General features: G+C 71.4%; 16 protein-coding genes. 12 read left to right on the top strand and 4 right to left on the bottom strand.

All coding sequences use genetic code 11. The features are described 5' to 3' along the window. Window positions 1–179: 179 nt before the first annotated feature. From J7E93_RS13410 to J7E93_RS13360, 11 genes are all read left to right on the top strand, one after another. Window positions 180–1,130 (top strand): aldo/keto reductase, encoded by a 951-nt coding sequence (locus J7E93_RS13410; protein WP_215068848.1) that lies wholly within the window; start codon window positions 180–182, stop codon window positions 1,128–1,130. Between the two features lie 137 nt (window positions 1,131–1,267). Beyond that, complete coding sequence (locus J7E93_RS13405) at window positions 1,268–2,548, top strand: sedoheptulose 7-phosphate cyclase (RefSeq protein ID WP_215068846.1); 1,281 nt, start codon at window positions 1,268–1,270, stop codon at window positions 2,546–2,548. Continuing rightward, on the top strand, window positions 2,545–4,884 hold the full coding sequence (locus tag J7E93_RS13400) for an ROK family protein (protein ID WP_215068844.1): 2,340 nt from the start codon (window positions 2,545–2,547) through the stop codon (window positions 4,882–4,884). Before J7E93_RS13405 ends, J7E93_RS13400 begins: the two co-directional genes overlap by 4 nt. Then, window positions 4,881–5,738, top strand: coding sequence for a sugar phosphate isomerase/epimerase (locus J7E93_RS13395; protein WP_215068842.1), 858 nt, complete (start codon window positions 4,881–4,883; stop codon window positions 5,736–5,738). Before J7E93_RS13400 ends, J7E93_RS13395 begins: the two co-directional genes overlap by 4 nt. Further along, window positions 5,723–6,406: an HAD-IA family hydrolase gene (locus tag J7E93_RS13390; RefSeq protein ID WP_215068840.1), complete on the top strand. Its 684-nt coding sequence runs from the start codon at window positions 5,723–5,725 to the stop codon at window positions 6,404–6,406. Before J7E93_RS13395 ends, J7E93_RS13390 begins: the two co-directional genes overlap by 16 nt. Window positions 6,407–6,488: 82 nt before the next feature. Beyond that, window positions 6,489–7,691 carry a serine hydrolase domain-containing protein gene (locus J7E93_RS13385; protein WP_215068838.1) on the top strand — a complete coding sequence of 401 codons (1,203 nt, stop codon included), beginning with the start codon at window positions 6,489–6,491 and terminating at the stop codon, window positions 7,689–7,691. Beyond that, window positions 7,688–8,755: a pyruvate dehydrogenase (acetyl-transferring) E1 component subunit alpha gene (pdhA, locus tag J7E93_RS13380; RefSeq protein WP_215068836.1), complete on the top strand. Its 1,068-nt coding sequence runs from the start codon at window positions 7,688–7,690 to the stop codon at window positions 8,753–8,755. The genes J7E93_RS13385 and pdhA overlap by 4 nt, the downstream gene beginning before the upstream one ends. Before the next feature lie 97 nt (window positions 8,756–8,852). Continuing rightward, window positions 8,853–9,821, top strand: a complete 969-nt coding sequence (locus J7E93_RS13375) for an alpha-ketoacid dehydrogenase subunit beta (RefSeq protein WP_374105382.1) — start codon at window positions 8,853–8,855, stop codon at window positions 9,819–9,821. A 16-nt stretch (window positions 9,822–9,837) separates the two neighbouring features. Then, window positions 9,838–11,241, top strand: a complete 1,404-nt coding sequence (locus J7E93_RS13370; RefSeq protein ID WP_215068834.1) for a dihydrolipoamide acetyltransferase family protein — start codon at window positions 9,838–9,840, stop codon at window positions 11,239–11,241. 42 nt (window positions 11,242–11,283) lie between these two features. Continuing rightward, on the top strand, window positions 11,284–12,444 hold the full coding sequence (locus J7E93_RS13365; protein ID WP_215068832.1) for a transaldolase family protein: 1,161 nt from the start codon (window positions 11,284–11,286) through the stop codon (window positions 12,442–12,444). Beyond that, entirely contained in the window at window positions 12,441–13,874 is a 1,434-nt protein-coding gene (locus J7E93_RS13360; RefSeq protein WP_251066481.1) for an MFS transporter, read from the top strand. The genes J7E93_RS13365 and J7E93_RS13360 overlap by 4 nt, the downstream gene beginning before the upstream one ends. 75 nt (window positions 13,875–13,949) lie before the next feature. On the opposite strand, the gene J7E93_RS13355 is transcribed toward J7E93_RS13360, so the two are convergent. Continuing rightward, a complete protein-coding gene (locus J7E93_RS13355; RefSeq protein ID WP_215068830.1) occupies window positions 13,950–14,603 on the bottom strand; it encodes a TetR/AcrR family transcriptional regulator in 654 nt (217 codons plus the stop codon). 178 nt (window positions 14,604–14,781) lie between these two features. On the opposite strand from J7E93_RS13355, the gene J7E93_RS13350 reads away from it, so the two are divergent. Beyond that, window positions 14,782–15,984, top strand: a complete 1,203-nt coding sequence (locus tag J7E93_RS13350) for a transposase (RefSeq protein WP_251066480.1) — start codon at window positions 14,782–14,784, stop codon at window positions 15,982–15,984. 133 nt (window positions 15,985–16,117) lie between these two features. On the opposite strand, the gene J7E93_RS13345 is transcribed toward J7E93_RS13350, so the two are convergent. From J7E93_RS13345 to J7E93_RS13335, 3 genes are all read right to left on the bottom strand, one after another. Continuing rightward, window positions 16,118–18,361, bottom strand: a complete 2,244-nt coding sequence (locus J7E93_RS13345) for a VCBS repeat-containing protein (RefSeq protein ID WP_215068828.1) — start codon at window positions 18,359–18,361, stop codon at window positions 16,118–16,120. A 328-nt stretch (window positions 18,362–18,689) separates the two neighbouring features. Continuing rightward, window positions 18,690–21,113, bottom strand: coding sequence for a helicase C-terminal domain-containing protein (locus J7E93_RS13340; protein ID WP_215068826.1), 2,424 nt, complete (start codon window positions 21,111–21,113; stop codon window positions 18,690–18,692). A gap of 365 nt (window positions 21,114–21,478) precedes the next feature. After that, window positions 21,479–24,685, bottom strand: a complete 3,207-nt coding sequence (locus J7E93_RS13335; protein WP_215068824.1) for a type ISP restriction/modification enzyme — start codon at window positions 24,683–24,685, stop codon at window positions 21,479–21,481. Window positions 24,686–24,963 lie beyond the last annotated feature (278 nt).

Below are 24,963 nucleotides of genomic sequence, written 5' to 3'. Positions count from 1 at the left end.
CCCCCCACGCACGTGCCGGCCCGAGCCGGCACCCCGGTGGCACCCGTGCCACCCGCCCCACCGCCCCTTGGGCACCCGTTCCACCCCCCCGCAATCCGTTTCCTCCCGATGCGGTCCGCTTCACCCCCCGTGAACCGCATCAACCCCCTCGTAAACCGTTTCAAGGAGAGAGAACCCTCATGCGAACCACCACCCTCGGCAACGGCGGACCCGTAGTAGGCCGCATCGGTCTCGGCACCATGGGCATGTCCTTCGGCTACGACCCGCACGGCTGGGACGACGACGCCTCCGTCGCGGTGATCCACCGCGCCCTCGACCTCGGCGTCAACCTGATCGACACGGCCGACGTCTACGGCCCCTTCACCAACGAGGACCTCGTCGGGCGCGCCATCAAGGGCCGCCGCGACGAGGTGGTGCTGTCCACCAAGGGCGGCCTCGTCGTCGACGAGAACGGCCTCGGTCTCAACGGCCGCCCCGAGCACCTCACCGCGGCGGTCGAGGCCAGCCTGGGCCGCCTGGGCACCGACCACATCGACCTGTACTTCCTGCACCGCGTGGATCCGCAGGTGCCGCTGGAGGAGAGCTGGGGCGCCCTCGCCGAGCTCGTACGCCAGGGCAAGATCCGGGCGCTCGGACTCTCCGCGGTGACCCTGGAGCAGGTCCGTGCCGCGCAGAGCGTGCACGCGGTGGCCGCCGTCGAGTCCGAGGCCTCGCTGTTCACCCGGGACGCCTTCACCGACGTCCTCCCGTACACCGTGGAGAACGGCATCGCCTTCCTGCCGTTCTCGCCGCTGGGCCGCGGTCTGCTCACCGGCGCCTTCACCAACCCGGCCGACCTGCCCAAGGACGACTGGCGCAGCACCCAGCCGCGCTTCACCGAAGAGGCGTTCGCCCACAACAAGTCGATCGTCGACGCGGTGCGCGCCGTCGCCGACCGGCACGAGGCCACGCCGGCGCAGGTGGCGCTCGCCTGGCTGCTGAGCAAGGGCGAGCACGTCGTCCCGATCCCCGGCACCAAGACCGAGCGCTACCTCGTCCAGAACGCCGGTGCGGCGGCGCTGGACCTCACGGACCAGGACGTCTCCGAACTGGACGCCCTGCCCGCGCCCATGGGCGCCCCCGAGGCGTGATCGCGCCCTCTCCTCCGGCCGGGTGACCCCCGCCGGAATCCGTTCCGTCCCCGCCGGCCCGGGAGATCCCCGGGCCGGCGGGGACGGGGCCCTTTCCCGCCTTCTCGTCCCGACCTTCAGACGGAGTACTTCCTGCGATGTCCGAGATCACCACGGCCCGTCCGAGCAGCAGCCTCACGTCCGCCTTCGACATCCCCCGCCCGCCGGGCCTGACCTGGTACGTCCAGTCCCAGATGCCGGTGGGCTACGAGGTCTCCCTCACCCGAGGGCTCCTCAACCCGGCCAACCCCGTCCTCGCCCGCTCGGTGGGCGCCGACGGCCGGGAGACCGTCCGCGCGCTGATCGTCGTGGACCGGGCCGTCGACGAGCTGTACGGCCCCGGCCTGCGCGGTTACTTCGAGGCATGGCAGGTCGACGCGGTCTGGAAGGTCATGCCCGGCGACGAGGAGACCAAGAACCTCGAGCAGGTCGTCGAGGTGACCAGGGCCATGACCGAGATGGGCATCCTGCGCCGTACCGAACGCGTGGTCGTGGTCGGCGGCGGCGTCCTGATGGACGTCGTCGGCATGGCCGCGAGCCTCTACCGCCGGGGCGCCCCCTACGTCCGGGTCCCCACGACCCTCGTCGGTCAGGTCGACGCGGGCGTCGGCGTGAAGACCGGCGTCAACCACGGCACCCACAAGAACCGGCTGGGCACCTACTTCGCCCCCGAGGTCACCCTCATCGACCCCGAGTTCCTGCGCACGGTGGAGCCGCGGCACATCGCCAACGGCCTCGCCGAGATCATCAAGATGGCGCTCATCAAGGACGGCGCGCTCTTCGAACTCCTTGAGGAGAACGTCGCCCGGATCACCAACCACTCGCTCGCCGACTGCGGTGCGGCGATGAGCGAGGTCGTCTCCCGGGCGATCGCCGGCATGCTGGACGAGCTGGAGCCGAACCTCTGGGAAGGCGTCCTGGAGCGCTCGGTCGACTACGGACACACCTTCAGCCCGTCCCTGGAGCTGCGCGCCGACCCGCCGCTGCTGCACGGCGAGGCCGTCGCGGTCGACATGGCCGTCTGCCTCGCGCTGGCCGTCGGACGGCGGTACCTGTCCGAGAGCGACGCCCACCGGGCGCTGGCTCTGATCGCCGGCTGCGGACTCCCGCTGACCCACCCGGTGTTCACGCCGGAACTGCTGGAGGTCGGCCTCGCCGACGCGGTCAAGCACCGGGACGGCCGGCAGCGTCTGCCGCTCACCGACGGGCTCGGCTCCTGCGTCTTCGTCAACGACATCACGGCCGGCGAACTGGCCCGCGCCCTGGAGTTCGTCCGGGCCTACGCGGACGGTGTTCACGCGGACGGTGTTCACGCGGACGGTGTTCACGCGGACGGTGTTCACGCGGACGGTGCTCACGCGGACGGTCCGGCCCGGTGAGCGCGCCGGGCCCGATCACCGTCCTCGACGTGGGCGGCACCCATGTGCGCAGTGCCGCCTGGTCGCCCGGCGACGGACTCGGCGACACCCTGGACCAGCCGTCGCCGAGCCGGCTCAGGCACCCCGACACCCCGGTGGACGAGCTGAGGGAACGTCTCCTCGGCACCATCTGCGCGGCGGTCCCCCGCACGCCCGGTGGCGCGGTGGCCGGTGTCTCCTTCGGCGCGGCCCTCGACCACCGCAGCGGCACCGTCTACGGCTCCGCGCCGCTGTTCGGCGACGAGACCACGCCGCTGGACCTGCGGGGCGAGCTCCGTACCCGGCGCCCCGATGTGCGCTGGCACATCGTCAACGACGTCACGGCCGCGCTGCTGCACTTCGTGTCCGCGCCGCACCGCCGTACGCACCGCAAGGTGCTCCTGATGACCATCAGCTCCGGCATCGCCTGCCGCACGGTGGACATGCGCAGCGGCAGGATCGCCACGGACGGCTGTGGGCTGCAGGGCGAGGTGGGCCATCTGCCCGCGTCGGCCCTGCTGGCCGGTGAACCCGTCGAGCTGCTCTGCGACTGCGGCCGGCCCGGGCACGTCTCCTCGTACGCGTCGGGCCCGGGCCTTCGCCGGATGGCAGACGTCCTGCGGGAGCGCGCACCGGGCCGCTGGGAGCGTTCGCGGCTGGGGAGCGCGATGGCGGAGGGAACCGCCTTCGAGCCGGCGCTCCGGGAGGCCCTGGACGCGGCCGACGACCTCGCGCGAGAACTGCTCGACGCGTCCACCGCGCCCGTCGCCGACGTACTGCGCAGTGCGCTCTGCCTCGATCCGGAGCTGGACGAACTCGCCCTCAGCGGCGGCGTGGCCATCGGGCTCGGCACGCACTACAAGGCGTCGGTCCTCGGCCATCTCCGTCGTGAGGGGCTGTATCTCACCGGGGAACGCGCACCGGACTGGGTGACCGACCGCATCACGGTGTGCGCCCCGGGCGAGGCCAACGGCCTGATCGGGGCGGGCATCGCGGCCCTGGACGGGGAGCTGCCCGCCACCCACGACACCGAAGCCGACACCGACATCGACACCAACACCGCCCCCGCCCCCGCCCTCGACCCCGACTCGGAATCCAACGCCAACCCCGGCCCCGACTCCGCCCCCGACTCCGACCCGGCCTCCGACCCCGACTCCGGCCCGGACCCGGCGGAGGCGGACGGCAGCGGTACGGGGGCCACCCACCCCGCGGTCGTACGGGAGGGGAACGCGACGCGTCTGCGTCCGCGTCCCACACCGCGGCCGGGCCCCGGGGAGATCAGCGTCGCTCCCCTCGTCGCCGGTGTGTGCGGCACCGACCTGCAGATCCTGCGGGGTCTGCGCGACGACGGCGCCCCGGTGCTGGGCCACGAGGGTGTGGCCCGGATCGTCGAGGTGGGCCCGGGCGTCGGCAATCCGCGCCTGGTGCCCGGCGCCCATGTGGTGGTCAATCCCACGCACCCGTCCGACCCGTCGTTCCTCCTCGGGCACAACGTGGACGGGATGCTGCAGGCCCGCATGCTTGTCCCGGAGAGCGCCGTCCGCGACGGCCTCGTCGTCCCGCTGGACCAGGTCCCCGAGGGGAACCTGCCCGCGCTGATCGAGCCGTTGGCGGTCGTACGGTACGCCCTGCTCGCGCTGCGCCCGCACGACCCCGACACCCTCCTCGTCGTCGGGGACGGCACCGTCGGCCATCTCGCCGTGCGCGTCGCCCAGCGGTGGCTCGGCCGCCCGGTGCGGACCGTCCATGTGCACCACACGCCGGCGGGTCTGGACTGGAGCGCGCGAGCGCCGCACCGGGCCGACCACCGCGTCCACCGGGGCGACCTGGAGGCGGGGGCGCTCGCCGGGACGCTGGACCGGGGACGAGTGGCGGTCCTGATCGCCACACCGGCACCGGCGACTCTCGCGAGCCTCGAACTGGCTCTGGGGGTGACGGACGGCGCCGAGGTCGCCGTCGACCTCGTCGGCGGTCTGCGCAGGCCCGCGTTCAGCGACCTGCTGCCGGGCGTCGACCTGGCCGAGGTGCGGGCCGCCAACTGCGGCGGCATGCCCGTCCCGCCCGTCGTCGAACGGCTCACCACGTCCGACGGCCGCGAGGTGGCGGTGCTGGGCCACCGCGGCGTGGCCAACGAGCACCTGGAGTACGCGGCGGCCGAGCTGTGCCGGGACCCGGAGCGCTACCGGGACCTGGTGACGCACGAGACGGACCTCGCCGGTGCGGCGGGGATCCTGACCGCGCTCGGCCGGGACGAGGGCCGGATCGTCGCCGGGCGACGGCTGGTGAAGCTCGCCGTGCGGACGGAGGCGTCGTCGTGAGCCTCCCGCTGACGGGCCTCGTCGACTGGCGGCTTCCGGTGCGGGGCGAGGCGGCCGTGGACCTGGCCTTCCAATACCGGGTCGACGGGCTTCAGTTCGACCTCGGAGGGCCCGGCCGCGGCCCCTGGCTGGACAAGCCGGGGACGGTCGGGGGAACGGTCGGGCGGCTGCGCCGCACCGCCGCGTCCGCCGGCGTGACCCCGCTCGGCGTGGCGGCCAATGTGCTCAACGACATCGGCCTCACCGCCGAGCCGGGCACCCTGGCCGCCGCACGGGTGCGGTCGGTGCTCCGCCGGCTGCTGGACGTGGGCCGGGAGGTCGGTGTCCCGCTGGTGTTCGTACCGAGTTTCCGGCGCAGTGCCATAGACAGCGAGTCGGCGCTGCTGCGCACCGCCGACGTGCTGCGGTGGGCGGCGTCGCAGGCGCAGGCCCGCGGCCTGCTCCTGGCGAACGAGAACGTGCTGCCCGCGCACCGGGCCCTGCGGCTGGTCGAGGAGGTCGGCTCGCCGGCCTTCCGGCTGCTGCTGGACAGCTACAACCCGGTCGATGTCGGCATCGACGTACCCGATCTGGTGGAGGCGACCGGGCCGTTCCTCGCCGACCAGATCCACCTCAAGGACGGCCGGGCCGGCACCGCTTTCACCCCACTGCTGGGCGACGGCGACGGCCACGTCGACGAGACCGTCGACGCCGTGGCACGCCATCTGCCGGGTGTGCGCGCGGTCGTGCTGGAGAACGACCACCGCGACGGGGACGGGTCCCGGCTCTGCGCGGACCTCGAACGGGCCCGGGCGCTCGCCCGAAGGCTGGACCGACTACGAATGGAGGCGGCACAGCCATGCCCCTCGTACTGACCGCTCAGGCCCTCCTGTTCGACATGGACGGCACGCTCGTGGACTCCACCGCCGCCGTGGAACGGACGTGGCGCCGGTTCGCCGCGCGGCACGGTCTCGACGCGGCCGAGATCCTGGCCTCCGCGCACGGGCAGCGGACGGTGGAGACCGTCGCCGCGTACGCCCCGCCGGGCACCGACGTGGCGGCGGAGACCGCCTGGCTCGTCGCCCAGGACATGGCCGACACCAGCGGCACCGTGGCCGTGCCCGGAGCCACCGAGCTGCTGGCCGCACTGCCGCCCCACCGCTGGGCGCTCGTCACGTCCGCCGGCCGGGACCTGGCCGTGCGCCGTATGGCGGCCGCCGGGCTCCCGCTTCCGGAGATCCTGATCAGCGCGGACGACGTACGGCAGGGCAAGCCGTCCCCGGAGGGGTTCGTGGCCGCCGCCGGCCGGCTCGGCGTGGACCCCTCGGCCGCCGTCGTCTTCGAGGACGCCGAACTGGGGCTGCTGGCCGCCCGGGCGGCCGGATGCTTCCCGGTGGTCGTGGGCGCTCACGGCGGCGCCGCCGCGCAGGGCCGTCCCCGTATCGCCGACTTCACCGGAGTCACCTGCGCCGCCTCGGACGAGGACGGTCTGCGCCTGGTGCTCCCGGCGTCCGTGCCCGTACGCGTCCCCGCGCTGAGCTGACCGGCCCTCCTTCCCCGGTCACTTCCCCCCTCCTTCCCCCTCCTTCCTCCCTTCCTCTCCTTCCGATCGGAGCGCCTTCGTCATGCCCATCGACCAGGAAACGCTGATTCACGGCCATGTGGCCCCCGGATTCGAGGCCGTCCGCGAGGAGTTCGCCCGCAACTTCACGGAGCGGGACGAACAGGGAGCGGCCGTCGCCGTGACCCTGGACGGCGAACTCGTCGTCGACCTCTGGGGCGGCGCCGCCGACCCCACCCGCGGCACCCAGTGGGGCGGTGACACCCGCCAGCTGATCTTCTCCGGCAGCAAGGGCATCCTCGCCACCGCACTGCTCCTCCTCGTCGACCGCGGTGTCGTCGACCTGGACCTGCCCATCGCCCACTACTGGCCCGAGTTCGCCGCCAAGGGCAAGGAGAACGTGACCCTGCGCGAGGTGGTCACCTTCACGGCCCGGATGCCGGCCGTCGCGGCGCCGCTGGCCCAGGACGACCTGGCGTACCCCGAGGCGATGGCGAAGCTGCTGGCCGACCAGCCGCAGGAGAGCGACCCGCGCGCGGAGGGCATCCTGTACGGCCCGTACGCGACCGGCTGGATCGTCGCCGAGGTGATCCGCCGCGTCGACGGGCGCCGGCTGGACCAGTTCTTCGCCGAGGAGATAGCCGGTCCGCACGGGCTCGACATCTCCTTCGGGATCCCGCAGGAGCTGGAGCACACGGTGGCGCGCACCGAGTACGGGACCGGCTTCCGTGACCAGTTCAGCGGCTACTTCACCAGCGAGGACCCGCTCACCCAGCGGATCTGGCAGAACCCGATCCCGTTCCCGGAGGACGAGGAGATCTGGAACCGGCCCGACCGCCGTTTCACCCTGATCCCCGCCGCCAACGTCATCGGCTCCGCACGTGCCTTCGCGACTCTCTACGGCATCCTCGCCGCCGACGCCGCCCGCCCCTACGACGAGGAGCCGGTCCTGCTCTCCCGTCGGCTCCTGGACGAGGCGCGCGCCCCGCGCGTCCGCAAGGTGGACCAGCTCATCGGCGTTCCCATGGTGTACGGCGGAGGCGGCTACCGGCTGCGGACCAACCCGCGCCCGGGCGTCGACGGTGACTCCTTCGGTCATGACGGAGCCGGCGGATCGGCCAACCAGGCCTGGCCTCGGGCCCGGGCGGGAGTCTCGTACGTGATGAACCGCCTGATCGCCCTCGGCCCCGACGACAAGCGGGCGTCCTCGATCGTCAAGGCCGTGGCGGAGTCGATGGCCGGTCTCGGCATCGGGAGCGGGGCGTGACAGGCGACGGGATACGGCTCCTCGCGCCGGACGGCACCCGTGTGCCGCACCCGGAGCACTCGATCGACCTCTCCCCGCAGGAACTGCGGTCCCTCTACCGCGACATGGCGCTGGCGCGACGGTTCGACGCGGAGGGGGTGACCCTCCAGCGCCAGGGCGAGCTGGGCCTGTGGCCGTCGCTGCTCGGGCAGGAGGCCGCCCAGGTCGGTTCGGTACGGGCCCTGAGGGACGACGACCACGTCTTTCCCAGCTACCGGGAGCATGCCGTCGCTCTCGGCCGGGGCATGGACCCGCTCGGGCTCCTGCGGCTCTTCCGCGGTGTCGACCACGGCGACTGGGACCCGGAAGAACACCGCTTCCACCTGTACACCCTGGTCATCGGATCGCAGACGCTGCACGCGACTGGATACGCCTGCGGCCTGGCCAAGGACGGTTCCGAGTCCGCCGTCGTCGCCTACTTCGGCGACGGCGCCACCGCGCAGGGCGATGTGTCCGAGGCGTTCAACTTCGCCGCCGTGTACGGCGCTCCGGTGGTGTTCTTCTGCCAGAACAACCAGTGGGCGATCTCGGAGTCCAACGAGAAGCAGACCCGGGTGCCGCTGTACCAGCGTGCGCAGGGCTTCGGCTTCCCCGGTGTCCGGGTCGACGGCAACGACGTCCTCGCCTGTCTGGCCGTGACCCGGTGGGCGCTGGAGCGTGCCCGCCGCGGCGAGGGGCCGACGCTGATCGAGGCGTTCACCTATCGCATGGGTGCCCACACGACCTCCGACGACCCGTCCCGCTACCGGGACGCGGCCGAGGTGGAGAGCTGGCGGGCGAAGGACCCGCTGCTGCGGCTCGAACGGCTGCTGCGGGCCGAGGGCGTCGCCGACGACGCCTTCTTCGCCGAGACGGAGGCGGCGGGCGAGGCGCTGGCGGCGCGGGTCCGCGAGGGCGTCCGGTCCATGACCGCGCCCGCCGTCCGCAACCTTTTCGACCACGTCTACGCCGAACCGCACGCTCTGGTGGACGAGGAACGCGACGCGTTCGACGTCTACCAGGCGGCCTTCGTCCAGGAGCGCTGACATGGCTGACACGAGTGCCACGGCTGACACGGCTGACACGGCTCACATCGCCGACATGACGACCACGACGATGACCGCGACGGCGGCCGTCGAGCGGATGACCCTGGTGGCGGCGCTCAACGCCTCCCTGCGCACCGCGCTCGTCGAGGACCCGAAGACGCTCCTCATGGGAGAGGACATCGGCCGGCTCGGCGGGGTGTTCCGGGTGACCGACGGGTTGCAGAAGGACTTCGGTGAGCACCGGGTGATGGACACCCCGCTGGCCGAGTCCGGCATCGTCGGGACCGCGATCGGCCTGGCGCTGAGCGGCTACCGGCCGATCGTGGAGATCCAGTTCGACGGGTTCGTCTTCCCGGCGTACGACCAGATCGTCACCCAGCTGGCCAAGATGCACGCCCGCTCGCGGGGCAAGGTGCGGCTGCCGGTCGTGATCCGCATCCCGTACGGCGGCGGGATCGGGGCCGTGGAGCACCACTCGGAGTCGCCGGAGGCGCTGTTCGCCCACGTCGCCGGGTTGCGCGTCATGTCACCGGCCACGCCGTCCGACGCCTACTGGATGCTCCAGGAGGCCGTGCGGAGCGACGACCCGGTGGTCTTCCTCGAACCCAAGCGGCGCTACTACGAGAAGGGCGAGGTCGACACCCGGCCCGGCGCCCGTCCCGGGCCGCCCGGGGCGCGCGTGGTGCGCGAGGGGGCGGATCTCACGCTCGTCGCGTACGGGCCGATGGTCGCGACCTGCCTGGACGCGGCGGCGGTGGCGGCCGAGGAGGGCCACGAGCTGGAGGTGGTCGATCTCCGGTCGATCTCCCCGATCGACTTCGACACCGTCAGCCGCTCGGTCCGCCGGACGGGCCGGCTGGTCGTGGCGCACGAGGCGCCGGTCTTCTTCGGCGCCGGCGCGGAGATCGCCGCCCGGATCACGGAGCGCTGCTTCTACCACTTGGAGGCTCCCGTCCTGCGGGTCGGCGGTTTCCACACTCCCTATCCACCGTCCCGGCTGGAGGACGAGTACCTCCCCGGGCTCGACCGCGTACTGGACGCGGTCGACCGAGCACTCGCCGCGTGAAGGGGCTCTGTTGACGATGACGGACACCATGGTCCGGTACCAGGAGTTCCGCCTGCCGGACGTCGGCGAAGGGCTGCAGGACGCCGAGATCGTCCGCTGGCACGTCGGCGTGGGGGACACGGTGACGGACGGCCAGGTGGTCTGCGAGATCGAGACGGCCAAGGCCATGGTCGAGCTGCCGGTCCCGTTCGGGGGTGTGGTGCGCGAACTCCGGTTCCCGGAGGGGGCGACGGTGGACGTGGGCGAGGTCATCATCACCGTCGCTCCACCGGGTGCCATCGAGGCCCCGGACGCTTCCCCTGCCGCGACGGCCGCTCCGGCGGAGCCCGCCCGCCGGCCGGTCCTGGTCGGGTACGGGGCGGCCGCCTCCCCGACCGCCCGCCGCCCCCGCCGCCCGGTTCCGGTGCCGACGCAGGCTCCGGTTCCGGCGCAGGCTCCGGTTCCGGTTCCGGTTCCGGCCGAGCGCGGCGCCGACCGGCCGCGGGCCAAGCCTCCGGTACGGAAGCTCGCCCGGGACCTGGGGGTGGACCTCGAACGGGTGCGCCCCAGCGGGCCGCACGGGGACATCACCCGTGAGGACGTGCACACGGCGGCCGCCATGGAGGTCATGGAGGTCACGGAGGCCAGGCCTCCACAGGCGGATCCGACAGCGACGGTTCCGACAGCGACGGTTCCGACGGAGACGGGGCCGGCGGACGCGTACGGCCGTGGCGACACGGCACACGAGACCCGGATCCCCGCCACCGCCGTCCGCAGGGCGACCGCCCGGGCCATGACCGCCAGCGCCTTCGGAGCCCCGCACGTGACGGAGTTCGTCACGGTCGACGTCACCCGCACCATGAAACTCGTCGAGCGTCTGCGCAAGGATCCGGAGTTCGCCGGCGTCCGGGTGAGTCCGCTCCTTCTCGCCGTACGGGCCCTGCTCTTCGCCGTGCGTCGCCATCCGTCGATCAACGCCTCCTGGGACGAGGAGCGGCAGGAGATCGTCCTCAAGCACCGGGTCAACCTCGGCATCGCCGCGGCGACACCGCGCGGACTGCTCGTGCCCAACATCAAGGACGCGCAGTCCCTCACCCTGCCCCGGCTCGCCGAGGCGCTGGACGGGCTGGTGACCACCGCACGTGAGGGTCGGACCACGCCGGCCGACCTCGGCGGCGGGACCCTCACCGTGACCAACATCGGTGTCTTCGGCATCGACACGGGAACCCCGATCCTCAACCCCGGTGAGGCGGCGATCCTCGCCCTCGGCGCCATCGCCCCCCGCCCGTGGGTCCACCGGGGCAAGGTCGTGCCCCGTCAGGTCACCACGCTCGCCCTGTCCTTCGACCACCGGCTCGTCGACGGGGAGCTCGGTTCGCGGGTCCTCGCGGACGTAGCCGCCGTACTGCACGATCCGCGGCGTCTGGTCACCCATGGCTGAGGGCGTTCCGCACCATCCACAAGACATCCCCTGGGAGGGACCGTGAACGTGAGCAGCGTACGGGGGCGATCCGCCGCCGAGACCGTGGCGCTCTGGCTCGACCTGCAGGACACCACGGTGGAGCGCAGCCGGCTGAGACAGCTCTCGGCCCTGAGCTCCGTGGGTCGGATCGCCGGGGCCAGACTCGGACCGGAGGCCGGCGTGGACACCGCGCGGCAGGTGTGCGACGCGCTTCGCCCCCTGCACGCCCGGACCGAGGGCCGCCAGGGAACCGTGGTGCTCACCCTTCCGCCTTCCCCCCTCCCGCCTTCCTCCCTTCCGCCTTCCTCCCTTCCGCCTTTCTCCCTCCCGTCATCGTCGTCATCGTCTGTCCCGCCTTCCCCCGCCCTGGCATCGCCGGCGCCGGACGCCGCCGAGCTGGTCCGCAGTGCGGCGTCCCTCGCCGATCGCGTGAACCGCCCCAACCAGGCCGTCGCCCTGCCGGCGAACGGCGCGGGCATCGCCGCCATGGAGGTCCTGCTCGGCCGGGGTCTCCCCGTCCACCTGGCCACCTGCTTCTCCGCCCGGCGGTACGAACAGGCGGCGGCCGCCTATCTGAGGGCGCTGACCCGGGCCCACGCCGACGGCCGTGACCTGGCCCCGCTCGCCTCGACGGTGGCGTTCGGGCTGCGGCCCCTCGACATCCGGATCGACGCGCTCCTGGACCAGGCCGGTGGCGAGGAGGCGAAGGCGCTGCGGGGGACCGCGGCTCTGCTCGCCGCCCGGCTGGCTCAGCGGGCAAGCGCCCGGCTCTTCGATCCCCGCACCTCCCCGTCGTGGGAGACCCTCGCCGCCGCCGGAGCGCGTCCGCTGCGCCTGGTCTGGACGGACCTCGGTGATCTCGCCTCTGCCGGCGGTGCCCAGACCGGCTACGCCGTCGAACTCGGCGCCGCCGACACCACTCTCGCCGTTCCGGCCGAGGCACTCGACGCCGCGGCGGGTTTGCGGCCCCGTCCGACGCGGTCGGACCAGGGGGTGGACGCACAGGCCGATCACTTCGAGGCGTGCCTCAGGTGGTTCGGCATCCGTACGGAGGATGTGGTGCGGGACCTGGAGGGCGAACCGGCGGACACAGGCGTACCGGCGCAGACCGAGGGCCTGCAGGGCGTCGCGTCGGCCGTGTCCCCGCTGAACAGGGCGCTGGTCGCCGGAGGTGTCTCATGAGCCTGCAGGACTACTCGCGCCGACTCGGCCCGTCACTCGCACCCCGCTCACCGACCCCCGTCGCACAGCCGAAGCCGCAGTCGCAGACGCAGCCGAAGTCGCCCCCTCCCCATGAGTCCAGGCCGCACCCCGACCTGCCCCAGGCCGACCAGTCCCAGGTCGAGCAGCCTCAGCCGCCGAAGCGCCTGGGCGTGGCCACCGCGGTCGTCGCGCTCGGCGGGCTGCTGTTCGGCTTCGACACGGGTGTGATCTCCGGTGCGCTGCTCTTCCTGAAGGAGGACTTCGCCCTCACCTCCTTCCAGGAGGGGACGGTCATCTCGGCGCTGTTGCTCGGTGCCGCCGCCGGAGCCCTGGGCAGTGGGCGGCCCGCCGACCGGTTCGGGCGCAAGCGCGTCCTCCTCGCAGTGGCGTCGACCTTCACGATCGGGCTGGCCGCCGCCGTCATGGCCCGCGACTTCACGACCATGGTGGCGGCCCGGACGATCCTCGGTCTCGCCGTGGGCAGCGCCTCGACCGTTGTCCCGCTGTATCTCGCCGAGATCGCCCCGCCCCGCCTGCGCGGCCGGCTGGTGACGGCCAACCAGGTCCTGCTCACCGTGGGCATTCTGGTGTCGTACCTGGTGAATCTGGCGTTCGCCGGCAGTGCCGACTGGCGTGCGATGTTCGCCGTGGGACTGATCCCCTCCGTGGCGATGCTGCTGGGCACGCTCTTCATCCCCGAGAGCCCCGAGTGGCTGCGCAGGCGCGCGGGGGAGCCGTCCGGCGCCCGCCCGAAGAAGACGGCCGGCACGGTGCCGTCGGCCCACCCCGCGGTGCGCCGCGCGCTTCTGATCGGCGTCACGCTGGCGGCGGTTCAGCAGTTCGGCGGGATCAACAGCATCATCTACTACGCGCCGAGCATCATGGCCCGGGCCGGCCTGCCGGCGACCCACTCCATCCAGTACGCGGTCTTCATCGGTGTGGTCAACGTCGCCATGACCGTGGCCGCCATCCCGCTGATCGACCGCGCCGGCCGTCGGCCCCTGCTGCTGTTCTCGCTCGCGGGCATGGCGGTGTCGCTCCTCACGCTGGGCGCGGCGATGAGCGTCCCGCCCGGCCCGGTGACCAACGGGATCGCCCTGATCTGCATGATCACGTACGTCGGCAGCTTCGCGATCGGCCTCGGACCGGTGTTCTGGATCCTGGCGGCCGAGCTGTTCCCGCCCGAGGCGCGGGCACGCGGCGGGGCGCTGTGCGCCCTGGTCAACTGGGCCGCCAACTTTGTCGTCGGCCAGCTCTTCCTGCCGGTCGCCGACGCCGTGGGTGTCTCCTGGGTCTTCTGGTTCTTCGCCGCGGTGGCGACGGGGGCGCTCGTCTTCGTCGTACGGCAGGTGCCGGAGACGAAGAACCGTTCGCTCGCCGACATCCAGGGGGAGCTGTTCCTCCGCTGACGAGTGACGGCAGGGGACGCGGAAGGTCGGCGTCGCGGAGGGTGGTCCCCTCGGCGACGCCGACCGTTTTCGGTGTTACGGGATGTTCTCGGGGCCGACGATCGCGTACCGCAGCAGGTCCCACACGCGCTCGGTCGACGGCTCGTCCGGGCGGGCACCCGCACCCGCACCCGCACCCACACCCGCGCCCTCGCCCTCGCCCTCGTCCGACCACCTGTGGCGGCCGCGGGCGGAGAGCTCGGTGCCCTCGACCAGCCGGACGATGAGCGCCTCGGCCACGCCGGGCGCCACGTCCGCCCGCAGGTCCCCCGCGGCGTGCGCGCGGGCGAGCAGCAGCTTCAGGGCCGGTACCCATGCGTGGGCCTCGGGGCGGCCCGTGGACTCGGATGTGGGGCGTTCGCGTCGCAGGCGGGCTGCGGCGCGTGCCTCCACGCTGGTCTCCAACAGCCGTACCAGTGCCGTCACCAGGCCTCCCAGAGCGACGATCGGCGGCTCGGGGCTCGTCAGCGCCTCGGCGACATGACGGGCGGTGCTCGCCCGGCAGGCCGAGCACACGGCATCGGCGAGCGCCTCCTTCGTACGGAAGTGGAAGGTCAGCCCGCCCATCGATGTGTGGGCGCTCTCGCTGATCCGCGAGAGCGACGCGCCTTCGTACCCCCGGTGCTCGAACTCCAGGGCCGCCGCCTGGATCAATGCGCTGCGTGTACGGGCGGCGCGCTCCTGCATCATCTGGTTCTTTCTCTGCCGGCATGCGGGGGATACCCCCCGGGAGCATCCTGACGGCGCGAGGGGCTCGCCGGGGGCTCGACTACAGGAAGTAGGAGCGGATCCGAGAAATAAAAGAGAACGTTCTCTATGCTTCTGACTGTCGGGAGTCGGAGTGGAGGACACGAAGGGGGTGTCGGCAATGGCCGCGACAGGAGTGAACGGCCGTGGACCGGCGGGCGACCGCGCGTCGATCTCGGCGTTCAGCCAGGAGTTGTTCGCGCAGCTGCCGCGTACGGACCAGCTGAAGTGGGCGGAGGTCTATCTGCAGGGTCTGCTGGCGACGCGGGGGAGGAAGTCGGTCCGCCGCATGGCGGAGACGGTCACCACGTCCCCCACCGCCTCGCAGTCGCTCCAGCAGTTCGTCAACGCGAGCCCGTGGGACTGGAACGTCACACGGCAGGAGCTCGCGCGCTGGATCGACGGCCGCTTCACCCCGCAGGCGTGGACCGTCGTCCCGGCGGTGCTGCCCAAGCGGGGCAGCCACTCGGTCGGCGTGCACCGGCGGTTCGTCCCCGAACTCGACCGCACCATCAACTGCCAGCTCAGTGTCGGCCTGTTCCTCTCCGGAGGCCGTGAGCACCTGCCGGTCGGCTGGCGGCTGCACCTGCCGGAGCGGTGGACGACGGACCCGGAGGCGCGCCGGCGGGCGCGCGTGCCGGACTCGGTTCCGTTCCGGCCCCATTGGGCCCACACGGTGGGTCTGGTGGACGCGCTGTCGGCGCATTCGTCGGTCGTGGCCGCTCCGGTGGTCGCCGACGTCGGCTCCACCCCCGAGGCCCGCCCGGTCGTCGAACGGCTGAACGGCCGCGGGCACGGCTTCGTGCTCGCCGTCGCCGACGACCTGCAGCTGCTGCCCGACGTGTCACCGGTCCGCTCGGCGGGGGCGGTCGCGGTCGGCCGCCCGACGGTGGAGACCGCCCGGCAGAGGCTGCTGCGCAGCGGAGTCAGGCATCCGCACATCACGACCGTGATCGGCCCCGACGGCCGCCCGCGACGCGCTCAGGTGGTGTCGGTGCCCGCCAGGACCCCGGTCCTGCGCCCCGACGGGACCCGCACGGTCGCTCCCGGCCGCCTCTTCGCGGAATGGGAGCCCACCCGCCGGCGCCCCGGACGCATCTGGCTCACCAATCTCGTACAGCACCGGATGGAAGAGCTGCTGGCGCTGACACAGCTGCTCCAGGGCGCGGTCGACACGGTCGCGGCCATGGGAGAACACCACGGCATCCAGGACTTCGAGGGCCGCTCGTTCCCCGGCTGGCACCGCCACATGACACTGGTATCGGCGGCCTACGCCTACCAGCGCCTCTCCGCCGCCCCCACCGACGCCGCCAGGGCCGCCTGACCTGTTGCTCACCGAAGGCCCCGCCGCGCACGGCGGGGCCGCCCCGGCGCCTGCGGTCACCGCGAGGGTGACCGCGTCGGCGTTGGCGAGCCGGTGAGGGTGCCGGACGGTGCGGGGCACGGTGGCCCCGCCCTCATGCGACGTTGTTGAACATGGCGCCCTCACCCGCGTACAGCGACGTCGACTGACGGCTGAAGACTGCGGTGGTGGAGCCCGTCGAGCGGTAGACGTACGTGCCGCCCGCCCCGTACGCGATCAGGTCGGGGCGCCCGTCGCTGTCGACGTCACCGGCGCCGACGAGCTGGCTGAAGGCACCCCAGCCGCCGCCGATCCGCACGCGGGGGGAGAAGCCGCCGGTGCCGTTGCCCTGGTAGAGCCAGAGGACGCCGGCGGTGTCGCGGGCGACGAGATCCCCGGCAGTGGTGCCGGCGATGTCGCCGACGGCGGTGATGTGGTTGTAGATGCCCCAGCCGTATCCGATCTTGGTGCGAGGGCCGAACGGGGCGGTGGTGCTGCCGGTGCCCTTGTAGAGGTAGAGGTCGCCGGCCTTGTCGGTGGCGAGGAGGTCGGAGCGGCCGTCGTTGTTGAGGTCGGAGCCTCCGGTGATCTTGTTGTAGATGCCCCAGCCGACGCCGATCTTGACGCGGGGCGCGAAAGTACCGTCGCCCTTGCCGAGGTACTGCCAGAGCACGCCGGAGCCGTCGAGGGCGACCAGGTCGCCGACCCCGTTGCCCTCGAGGTCGCCGACGGCCTCGATCTGCTTGTACGTCTGCCAGCCCGCGCCGATCCGGGTGCGCTGGGCGGCCGCGACCTGGCCGTTCACCGGCCGGTCCAGCAGATCGTCGCGCCACAGCACGCCGGCGGCGTCCCGGGCGAGGACGTCGGTGGAGCCGTTGTCGGTGTAGTCGTGCGGGTTGTTCGTCCGGGCGACGGTCATGAGCCAGCCCTGGTGGGCGGGCTCGCCGCTGCCGTCGAGCGGCGTCGCCTCGGCCTCCACCCCGTACCTGCCGTTCGGCGCTTCCACGCCGTCGATGAGGCCGTTCCACGTGTAGGTGAAGCGGGTGCCGCTGGCCGGGGCGTTCACGCGCTGCCGGAACTCCTTGCCGGTCGCGGTGTGCGTGAGCGTGAGGTCCAGGTAGGCGTCGGCACGCGACAGCGTCCATCCCAGCGTCACCTTGCCACCGGTCTGATCGAGGTTCGCCACATCGGGGATGTGGACCTCCTCGATCTTCAGCTCGACCGGTTCGGCCGGCTCCACCGGCTCGCCCGTGTCCGCCACCTTGGTGACCGTCGGGATGCCGCCCGCCGGGGCCTCGACCCGGAACAGCCCCTCGCCGTCGGCAGCCCGCCCGCCGTTCACCACCAGGCTGCCGTCGGCCACTGCCGCCGAGCCGGACGCGTGGTCGGCGAGGTCGCGGGTCTCGCCGCTGGTCAGGGAGACGGCCCGGACGGGCGTCGAGGGGTTGCCGTGCACCAGCCAGTCGCCCACGAGCCCCGTGTACCACTCGTCGCCGCGGCTGCCCAGGACAGTCCGCTTCTCCTCGCGCGTCTTGCGGTCGACGGATGTGACGAACAGTCCGGTACCGCTCTGCCAGTCGAGCCAGGCCACGTGCGAACCGGAGAACATGAGGTTGCTGAAGCCGTAGCCGGACTCGATGGAGGAGTACGTCTCGGACACCGTCCCGGCCGTCACGTCGATCAGGGCCCGGCCACCGGTCCGCGCGCCCTCCGGGCCCGTCTCGTACCCGACGAAGGCGACGCCGCCTTGAACCGTCGAGCCGAAGAAGTCGGTGGCGTCCGCAGGCAGCCCCGACACCTTGCGGCTGGTCGTCGTGGTGCCGTCCTTGCTCACGATGTGCAGTTCCGCCGTGCCGTCCTCGGCGGTCACCCGCGCGAGCACGCTCGTCGGGCTCAGCACGGCCACGTAGTTCCCGTTCAGCGCGCCGAGGTCGATGTCCACGCCCGGGGCGGACGGGTCGGCCATGTTCCGCAGAGTGAGCGAACGCATCTCGGAGACCCAGTCGGCGTCGCCGAGGGCGACCACGTCGCTGCCCGACGTGGCCCACCCGCCGTCGTCGGAGCGCTGGAGCAGGGTCGAGGCCCCACCCCCGTACGGCGTCCAGCGCAGCTCCCGGGTCCCGTCCTGGGCGAAGGAGTAGGAGAGGAAACCGGTGGCACCCGCGCCCGCGATCTGGGCGCCCGCCGGGAAGACGGGAAGGGCGGCGGCCTGATCGGCCGAGGCGGAGCCCGAGACGGCGCCCGAGGTGGCGGCGAAGGCGGCCGGGGCGGTGACCAGCGTGCCGGCGCCGAGGGCCGTGACGGCGAGGACGACCGTGACGGCCGTGGCGAGACGGGTGCCGGTGGAGCGGAACTGCAAGGTGAACCCCCACGAGAAGATCGGACACGGAGATGCCGTGCCCGATCAGACTCATGATCGGGTCGAGTGGTTGTACGGCGAACCCCGCCGATCAGCTCGGCGAAGCGCTCGAACCGCGGATCGAACAGCCCTGTAGCCCGCTCGGCGCCGCAGGCAGATCCGTAGCTGCGGCCGGCAGGACAGGCGGTCATCCGGGTCGTCCAGGTCGAGGCCGAACAGTTCGCGGGCGCGCCGGAGGCACGCGCGGCACGTCGTCGATCTCCCCACGCGGGTCCGGGAGTTCGTTCACGTCGGTGGCGGGGCGGCTGACGGCCGCGCGCGGCCTGGCCTACGCCGGCATGACGCTGTGGATGCGGGAGAGCGTGAAGACGCGTTCGGCGTCACGCAGGTGGCACCAGGCTTCCAGGTAGGGCGCGTCGAGTGCGAGGTGGCTGAGGGTACGGACCGTGTGGCTTCCCGAGGCGGCGACGTACTCGACCGTGATGGTGGTGCCGGAGTCGATGGCGTGAGCGAGTTGTCGGACGTCTGTGTACGTCAGCTGCTTCGCGTACCCGGCGACGATCTCTTCGGTATCCGTACCGAAGGGCACCCCGGTACCGAACGGATCGGGCTCCGGGGCGGTCGGCGGGGCAGTCAGCAGCCGAGCCACCAGGGCGTGCGAGCCGACGGCGGCCGACGCCTCCGCCGCTCGGTACGTCGAGCGACCGGTACCGGCCTTGGCGGTGGCCTTCCGCGGGGCGGGAACGGCGGCGGCCCGTCGAGGAGGCGTCTTTTCGATGCGTACGGTCCCGTCGGCGGCCTCGGCGGCGGGGGCGTAGCCCTGGTCCCGGAGCGCGGCGAGGGTCCGGTCGGGCGGGCTGCCGCTGACGAGCACCGTCGGGGCGAGCTGCCGTAGCCCGAGCGAGGCGAGTCCCCGGTGGGCCGCGAGCTCGGCCAGGAGCGCCGGTTCGTCGCCGTGGATGACACAGCAGGCGGGCGCGACGCGCACACGGCCGTGACGGCGTGCGGCATCGGCGATGAGGTAGGACAGGGGCTGGGGCAGGGGCCCGTCGGCGATGGAGGCCAGCTCGGCCGAGAGCTCGTCCGGGAGGCGGCCGGCGTCCAGGGCCCGGCGGACGCTGTCGGCACTGAACCGCCAGACCGAGGCCGTTCCGCTGGTTTCGCGGTCGGCGATCGAATCCAGCAGCGTGGAGAGAGGTGCCGATGGTGTGCCGGTGACGACAGCGGTGAGGTCGGCGCCGATCCGTGCTGTTCGGGTAGCCGTGGGCAGGAGCCGCCGGCACACGGCGGCCAGTTCCGCGACGTCGTCTTCCATCAGGGCGTTACCGAGAGGAGACAGCGCGCCGCGAGCGAGTACACCGAGCAGCTCGGCCTCGCGGATCAGGGTGGCGAACAGAGTCCCGTCCTGGGGCGACGAGTCGGCCAGCGGGCGATGCCAGGCCACCAGCGGCCCCAGCTCCGAGGCGACAGTCACGCCGTGCCCCGCCGGAAGCTGTGCCGCCGCGTGGAGCAGCCCGTACCGGGCCTGCAGACAGCCGCCACAGGGCGGTGCTCCCGCGAGGGCGGGGAGCGCCTTGCCGTCCTCGTCACGGGCCTGAGTGGGAGTGAGTGCCAGGTTGTGCCATGCCTGGAGCAGTACGGCGAGCCGTTCGGCGGGCTCCTGCTCCGCCCAGGCGTCGTAGGCCCCGCTGGGCGCCACGCGGTTCCCGTCCCGGCCCAGCAGTCCTGCCGCGTACGCGGTCTCCAAGGTGATGCGTACCACGGTGTCGTCGGCTTGGGCGGCCTTGCCGATCCGGGCCAGTTCGCGTGCGCCGATCCCACCGGACTTGAGTCTGGCCGGCGGAGACGCGGAACAGGCCGAGAGGACCGACGCGGCCTGGGCGGCGAACGCCGTGGCCGCAGCTGCGGCCTCCTGTTCCACCGCGGCGGAGCCGACGGGCACCACCCGCGCGGAAGGCGGAAGGGGGTCGAACGGGGCGTGCCAGTCCGGCCCGCGGAGCGCGAGCGCCACTTCGAGGGGCATGCGGGCCGGCCCGTATCCGTGGCGGTTCCGGATCAGGAGCCCCCGGTCCAGGGCCCATCGCTCGCCTGGCTGGGAATCGTCCCCGGAAGCCCCGAACATGATGAACTCCGTGGGCCGTGGTGCTGACCTCGCTCGGCGCTCAAGCAGCTCCCGGGCGGCAGAAGGGGCCTTCGCGATCAGGGAGGCCACGCGCTGCGGATCGCCGTGGTGTTCCACGACAGCGGCCGCGCGTTGTCGCCTGGCGCCGGGTGGCTTGAGGCCCAGCGCCACGAGCATGCCGCGCAGCTCCTCGGAGGTCACGCCTTCCAGCAGCTCCTCCAGCGGAGCGTCCAGTCCCAGGGGCGCGTCCCATGCCTGCCGCAACGGTGCGGCCATGTAGAGCTCTCCGTCACCGTCCGGCCAGACGAGCGCGTGATCGGCCAGGGCCTCGAGTGCGGCGTCGAGCTCCTGAGCGGCAGCCGGGGCCGTCGCTCCCAGGGCCCTCGCCAGGGCGCTGCGCGACATGGGCGTTCCCAAGGCGGCCAGGGTCTCGGCCGCTTGGAGGCACGGCAGTGGGAGCCGAGGCAGAGCGAGCGCCACGGAGCCGGGGCGGAGAAGACGTTCCGCCACTTCCTCCATCGAGCGGGGTTCCGGAGGGGCCACGGCGTCCTTCCGCGCCATGACGACGCGTGCCAGCCGCGCGCCGTCGAGACCGGCCAGCCGGGCAGTCAGTGTGGAGCGGTATGTCATGGGCAGCACCTCGCCAGACCGGGACGCACGAGAGGGACCGGATCCGGCCCGTACAGGGATCAAGGATTGCGCATCCCGTGGGTCCGCAGGTGTCGTACGGAAGGGTTCACCTGAGAAACGAAGAAGGGCCCCGCTGCAAGCAGCGGGGCCCTTCGACATCGTGCCCGGTGAGGCACTGGCGGAGGATACGAGATTCGAACTCGTGAGGGGTTGCCCCCAACACGCTTTCCAAATGTTCGTACGGGGGTCCGGTTGGGGCCGTACCTGTCCTGACCTGCGGCGGAGCGTTCGGGGTCGCCCCGTCCGGATGCCCCCGGACGGGGGTGAATGCAACCAGAACTGCAACCACGGCTCGCCTCTGGCATCTACACCAGAGGGAGCTGGCCGTCCCCGGTAGGTGCCGACTCGAGCGAGAAGCGTGCCTTCCGGTCAGCAGCCGACTTTGGCCACAGCACACCAGCTGTCGCGAGCGCATCCTCAGAGAGCACGGGGCCAGCCAGAATGGCCAGCAGTGCTTGTTCTTGGGAGGGCTCCAGGGTGACCAGGCGGGTCAGCACCGAAAGAAGATCGATGAACTCTCCCGTCCACTCCGGATCCCAGTCTGGGATGTGCACGTCATCAAGCGGGGAACTGCGACGGCCGGCAGGCTCCTTCTTGCGATAGTCAAACCAGGACTTGATGACGTTCCGCCCGCCAACGACGTAGTCCCAAACCGGTTTGGAGACAGGTCCGAACTCGCCATTACCCAGGGTGATGACCTGGCGCCCCTCGTCGTAGCTGATCGCTTCGGGCATAGATGTCACAGGCGCTAGGTTCAAGGGGCGCAAGGGGCTCCCTGCAGGGAGGCGGACATCGCCGGCTGGCTGCTCCGGCCCGACGAAGCGCTCACCGTACGTGTGCAGCCAGATGACCTGGCGGCCGAGCTGAACGGCGTTGTTCCACAGCGCGAGGTCAGTGGTCAACGGAACTCGGATCCCTGGGGTGGTCAGCTCGTCGGCAAAGGTTGCCGTGAAGGCTGGATGCGCTACCACCCCGGCGATGTAGGCGAGGACATCGGATGCCGTTACCTCGGTGCCGAGCCGGCTTTGGAGTGCATCTGTCAGACCGGCGGCGATGTTGGGACTGCCGTCAGGATGGAAGAGCGGCAAAGTCCTGCCGCCATCGTTGTTGAAGTGATGGAAGTCGGTGATCAATGAAGAAAAGATCACGCCCGGCCCGGAGCGAAGCGCTTTTCTGTGTTGTTCTACGAGGAAGATTTGCCCCGGTGTCCGCGCAGCCCAAAGGTCACGGCGAGGCATATCCATCAACCGCGGGTCGGCAACGATCCACTGCCGGTCGAAGGCGCGGTACCCGACTCGGGCGATGGAGGGGAGGGTATTCGTCTCCTGGATGATCGGTGCCGATGGATCAGGGCACGTGTCGTCGCCAGGCAGGGATGGCTTGCCCTTGTCGAGGTTTGCGTCCCGCCCCTCTTTGAAAAGCTTGGACTTTAGTTCCCGGTCGCTCTCGCCCACGAGTCTGGACCATCTCGTCTGGAGAATGGCCTGGTTGGGCGCGTAGACCCATGCTCGGGTCGGAAAGACTCCGGGCGAATACCAAGGGAGCAGCGAATCGAGTGCAGGATACGAATCCCAGTGGCTAGCGCTCGCAGGGGTTAGAGGAGCAGCCCAGTCTGTACGGCAGTCCCGCCAACCGTCGTCGTCGAGCTGGACCGCGGCCAATGCAGCGAACTTGTCCAGCCTCTTACCCGTCAAGGTGCGGTGGCGGATCCGGGCCGGCACGTTGTTGTCTGCATCGGCATGGCGAACGAAGATGCCGATGGCGAGCGGTTGGCGTACGCCAGGGAAGATCCTCGTGGGGATATCCGGGGTTTGCCCCTCAGGCGTGCAGTCGATGATCCAGCCCTCGGACGCGTGGCGGCGCAGGTACTCGCGCATGCCGGTGAAGGCCGGGCCTGTGAGGTAGCCAGACGTGGTGATGAAGCAGATCACGCCAGCCTTCCCGCCGGCTTGGGCGGGAGTGGATTCCCACACCTTCCAGGTAGCCCAGCGCCAGAAGTAGACGTACAGATTCTTGAGCTTGGCCTTGAACTTCCCTGCTCCGGGGGCGTACCAGTCGTCCAAGATCGCTTTGGCGGTGCGCTTCCCCTTCATGCTGCCGCCGCCGTTCTCCACCCATCCGCCTGCACCATTGGCAAGTTCGGCATAGGGAGGGTTGCCGATCACGACGGTGACGTTGGTGCCAGCCTTGATCTTGTTGGCCTTACGGCGGGCCGCCGCTATCAGCTGGAGCGAGTACCGGAACTGGGTCTCCGCTGCATGAGGGTCGTCGAGAGTGTCGGTGACGTACATCTTCATGCCACCGGTGGGCGGAGCGGCCTTGTGGGTGGCCAGCTGCTCGGCGGTGCGCAGCTCAGCCACCGCGTAGGGCCCCATTTGCAGCTCGAACCCGGCCACACGCTCTGCTGCCTGTGTGATCGCACCACCGACGGCACCTGGCCCATCGTGGGCTGCGGCGTTGGCTGCGATTCGCTCCAGCACGGCGTGCAGGTATGTGCCGGTGCCCATGGCGGGGTCGACTGTGAAGACGTCAGGGTCGGCGAAGCCACGCGGCTTGTCTAGCCGAGTTACGAGCACGTCGTCGGTAAGCCGCACCATCTGCTCGACGACCTCGATGGGGGTGTAGTACGACCCTGAGCGCTTACGCAGATCCGGGTCGTATTCGTCGAGGAAGTGTTCGTACAGGTGCAAGTATGTGTCGCGACGTCCTCGACGGACACGAGCCCAATCCACCGCATCGACGGTGCGGGCCAACAAGTTGAGGGTGATCTTGAAGTCGCGGGCTACATCATCGGTGAGTAGCTGCAGCGCCCGGCCCATCAGCGAGTGGCCGGCGCGGAGCTTGTCACCAATCGTGTGCAAAGACTCGCCGCTGACGGTGATCCCATCGGTGCGGGCAAGAAGAAGGGCGAACGCGACCGTCTGCGCATAGCCGTCGGAGAAGGTCGCCTCGTCGGCCTGAGGGAACAGCATCTGGCGCCACTCGGTGGCCAACCCCAGGAACGGCTGTTCGCGTTCGTCGGCGCCGCCGCGCACAGCGGCATGCTCGGCGGCTAGCTGGTCGACCACCTCACCACGCAGCAGGCGCGTCAGCCTCGCCACCGACTTGACGAGCGCTCCTATGGTGGTGATCGGCGTGGGCTTCCAGGTCAGGAAGTCCAGTAGAAGCTTTTCGAACTCCGGCGGAGCGGTGAGCGTGCCTTCGGCAAGGTCGCCGGAAAGACTCGCAGCTAGGGAGAGCTCGCCATCCTGGTACAGACGCCACTCGGTACCGTTGGTGTAGAGCAGGTTCGGCAGGTCACGCTGCCGCTCCCACTGAGCTTTGTCGTGTCCACGCAGCGATGCGGCGTCGATGGCCTTGCCAGGTGCCTTGATCTCCACGTACCCGGTGATCAGCCCGCCGACACTGACCCCGTAGTCGGGCCGGACCCGCCGTTCGGTATCGCGCACCTCATCGTGGAAGACGGCTGGCACACCGAGCTGTTTGCCAGCTGTGCCGAGCAGGAGTTCCATCGGGGCACGGATCGCGGCTTCCCGTTCCCCGGGGCCGGCGAGTTTTGCTGAGCACGCTGCACCGAACGCCGTCACGGCGGGGGTGAGCCAATCTGCTGCCCGCACCACGGGTGCCCCCAATCTGGAAAGTCGCTGCCGCAGGTTTGCTCGGCAGCGTCCGACGAGTCACTTCGATCATCTCAGACGGATCTGACACGGAGCCCGAGGTGGCGAGAACACATGCATTGATCAGCGCCGTAAAATACGGCCGCGAGGGGGCTTCGGTGGTAGCGGTGATT

This window comes from Streptomyces sp. ISL-36, assembly GCF_018614205.1.
Lineage (GTDB): Bacteria > Actinomycetota > Actinomycetes > Streptomycetales > Streptomycetaceae > Streptomyces.
The sequence above is the reverse complement of the archived record's forward strand: the minus strand, read 5'-3'. Positions and strand labels throughout refer to the sequence as shown.